Below are 3,350 nucleotides of genomic sequence, written 5' to 3'. Positions count from 1 at the left end.
GCGTCATCGGTCTTAACATCTACAGTTGCGTCTACAACCTGCTTGTCGCCGCAGGTCTCGCAAACAAACTCTGCAGTTGCCGTCTTGTAGTCTTCGCCCCAAGTGATCGTACCCTTGTACTTATGACCCAATGCCGGAAGCTCAATCGTCTTGGTGTCCTTGTACTCCTTGCCATCGTAGGTTGCGGTAGCAACAAATACATCCTTGCCATCCTTATCACAAGTCGCTGCGATACTATTTGCTTCGTCCTTCGTTACCGTAACTTCCGGAGTCTGCGTATCGTCACCCTTCTTGCAAGTCAACGTCAGTTTTGCAGAAGAAGCATCCTCTGCCCAATCAAACTTCGCCTCGTAATCGTGGCCGGTTGCCGGAACGGTTGCAGTTACCTTAGAAGCCTCAACAGTTTCAATAACTTTACCGTCCTTGTCCTTCAATTCAGCCTTAGCGGAAACTGTGGTCTCGCCAGCCTCGGTGCAAGTCGGATCGGTGGTCTTAGAAGTTACTTCAGCCGGAACGTCTTCCTTAAAGTCGCAGCGAGAGCAGGTAAATTCACCTGTAGCCGCTGTATTGTCTCCGTTCCAGATGATAGTCTTCTTGTAGTCATGACCCAGAGCAGTACCTTCTTGAACCTCAGCAGCCTTGGTTTCAGTTACTTCCTGACCCAAGCAGGTTGCTGTTGCCGTGTAGGTAATCTGCGCATCTTCTGTACAGGTTGCGTCCTTCTTTTCAGAAGTAACGGTAGCCTCTACATCTTTTTCTTCTGCACCGCAAACTTCACACGTTGCAGAAGCGGTAGCGGTGTATCCGCCATCTTCCGTCTTGGTCCACTTGAACTCGCTCTTGAGGACATGCTCACCCTTACCGCTTTCTACCACGTTGTTTACGGTGTACTTGTGACCATCTGCCTCGCCGGAAGCAGTATAGGTTACCTTTACGCCGCCTTCATCGGTGCAGGAACCTTCGGTCTTGGTGATTTCAGCCTGTGCCGTAACCGGCTCGCTCAGCTTAACCGTGATGGTATCATCATTGATTAAGCAGTCACGCTGATTCTTATCTGCTTCGCAAACAGAAGAGCAAACCAGCGTATCAAAGGTTACGGAATAGGTGCCATCCTCGTTCTTGGTCCACTGCGGATCCTTTGCAGTATAGGTATGACCAGCATTTTTCACGATTTCATCGTACTCTGCCTTGTCCTTTTCATACTGCGCCTTTTTCTTGTCGTAATCATCATTACTGCCAAAGCTATTCTTCTTCGGTTCTGTCGGCTCCTCTACAGACTTGCCGCAAATCGTACAAACATAGCTCTCGCCAGTGTTCCATTCGTCGGTCTTGTTACCGTCAGCGTCCTTCTTCTTGGTGAAGTAGGTCTCATCGAAATGGACGTAATGATGCTTGCAGGTTTCCTGCTTGTACTCAACGCTCTCTCCAGCGACGCTGGACATTGCCTCAGTACCTCTCAGGTTGGCAACCCACATGAACTCATCGTTGTCGTTGATTTCCTTCTTGTATCCGAACTGCTCCATCATCGAGTCGTCGTACTTATCGCTGTTGTAGCTGCTGTAGTCCGGATTGTAGTTGCTTTCTTCAAACTCATAACCATAGCCATTGTCTTTGCTGTCAATGGTATAGTCCTTGTCGTCTGTCGGCTTTGCACGGTTGGTAATATCATCCTTACCGGAGATATATGCCAGATTGGTTGCAACAGAAATATACAGCTGACCATCTGCCTTCAGGCTGATGCCTGCAATCGGATGGTTGTGGAAAGTAAAGTCTGCGCCATCTGCACTATCAACCAGTGCGAACGACATACCGCCAAACGGGTTGGTCTTGTCGCGCTTACCGTAAACGGTGTCGTACTTCTTGACCGTAGCGATTTCGCCGGTAGACAGATCATAACTCAGAATGTAGTTGGACAAGTTGAAATACAGCTTGCCATTGTACAAAGCGGAAGTGATAGCAATGTTTGGATAAATGTCAGCCTGCTCTGCATGTTTTGCATACAGCTCAGTCAGCATATCATTGGTTTCCATCTTCTTGCTTTCCGGATTGTATACCTGAACAACGGTATCATCCTTATCGGAATCCGGCTTGTACGTGAAATCAATCAGGGTCGTATAATCGGTATCGCCATCACCAGCATCCTTATCGGTAATCGGGTGGCTGACCAGCTTATACTCTGGGTCGTCCTGAGAGGTTGTCTGATCATTCTTAGAGTCATTGAGCTGCTTAATCAGATTGGTAGAATCATATACATAGTACATGTTCGTACCATCCGAACCGACATTGGTCTTTGCACGAGCAAACCAAGAATCTTCATACGTCTTATCGGTAGCAATGTTCTGATAAGCCGTATTCAGTTCCTTGAAGTAGCCATCGTACAGACTTCTCGCGGTCGTGTCGCTGAACATGAAGTACATATGGTTCATGTAACCATCAGTCTCCACGCGGTCGCGCTTCATAACCTCGGTATAGCAGTCGGTATAGCACGCGTCAACGTAATACCACTTGCCATCTACCTTTACTGCATTCCAGAAATGGTCAGAGTTGAAGTTATCCTTCGTCTCGCCATACATGGTAACGCTTGCATCAAAGGTAATACGAACCAAGTCAACGTTATAGTTGCCATCGGTGTCAACCTTCTTGCCGTCTGCACTAAAGGTATACAGATCCTTAGCTTCCTTCCAGTTTTCAGCCTGAGACATATCGGTATCTGCGCCATTCTTGCCGTAGATTTCCGGATGCATGTACTGAATCAGGTAAGCATATGCCTTGGAATAACCCAAGCAAACCGATTTGCCTTCGCCCAGTGCACCGATCTGGTTGCCTTCCCAGTAGTTGATAACTGCCGGAGCCAGCTGCTTTGCTGCCTGTTCGGTGTAAATCGGAATCGCATCATTAGCAGTTGTCTCATTGGTACCATCCTGATCCAGATCAACAATTTTTTCAGATGCCATAGAGTTCTGGGTGATCTCTTCAACGGTCATCGTTACACCAGGCTGAACTTCTACACCATCTTCCTCTGCACTCTTAATAAATGCATCGGCCTGCTCACTCATCTGCTGTGCAGCTTCTTCACCGAAATTAGTCTTTACAAAGCCTGCAGCATCCTTGGAAATCGCATCCTTGTTCTGTTCCATGTAGCCTTCTGCCTGCTCTTTGGCAGCTGCCTTTTCCTCGTCTGTCGCTTCGTCTTCAGACTTACCTAAGGCCTGCTGATAAATAGCAGTTTGAATGGCATTCTCATAGAACTTCTGACGCAGATCTGCTTCAACGCCAGCGAAGATCTGATCGTGGAACTGCTTGGTAATCTGATCTTTATAGCTAGCGTACAATACATCATATACGTCCTG

General features: G+C 47.7%; 1 protein-coding gene. It reads right to left on the bottom strand.

What is annotated here, in order from left to right:
• On the bottom strand, positions 1-3,350 hold a 3,350-nt coding region (locus tag ACR0P9_RS09530), incomplete at both ends, for a hypothetical protein (protein WP_432619566.1).

Origin of the sequence: Butyricicoccus sp., from assembly GCF_050872565.1 — a bacterium.
In the GTDB taxonomy this organism is placed as follows: Bacteria; Bacillota; Clostridia; order Oscillospirales; family Butyricicoccaceae; genus Butyricicoccus_A.
Note: the sequence above shows the minus strand (reverse complement) of the source record. Positions and strands in the feature narration are given on the sequence as shown.